This is a genomic window from Neokomagataea anthophila, assembly GCF_018122595.1.
Classification (GTDB): Bacteria; Pseudomonadota; Alphaproteobacteria; order Acetobacterales; family Acetobacteraceae; genus Gluconobacter; species Gluconobacter anthophilus.
In genome coordinates, this window is the sequence record NZ_JAGRQH010000136.1 from 1 (window position 1) to 238 (window position 238).

Consider the following 238-nt stretch of genomic DNA (forward strand, 5'->3'; position numbering starts at 1 on the left):
TGCGGCAGGGATTCTGTGTATTGTGGTGGCGGTTGATCCTTCGGGGTCTTCTGGGACGGAAGATACGCGGTCTGATGATATCGGGATTGTTGTGTGTGGTGTGGATGGACAGGGGGTTGGCAATGTTCTGGAAGATGTGTCTGCCCGTGATAGTCCGGCGGGTTGGGCGGCACTTGCGTTGCGTGCCTTGGAGGAAAGGGGTGCTGAGCGCATTGTTGCTGAACGCAATTTTGGCGGT

General features: G+C 56.7%; 1 pseudogene. It reads left to right on the top strand.

The features are described from left to right. Nucleotides 1–238: pseudogene (locus KB213_RS12315) on the top strand (phage terminase large subunit); the annotation flags it as partial.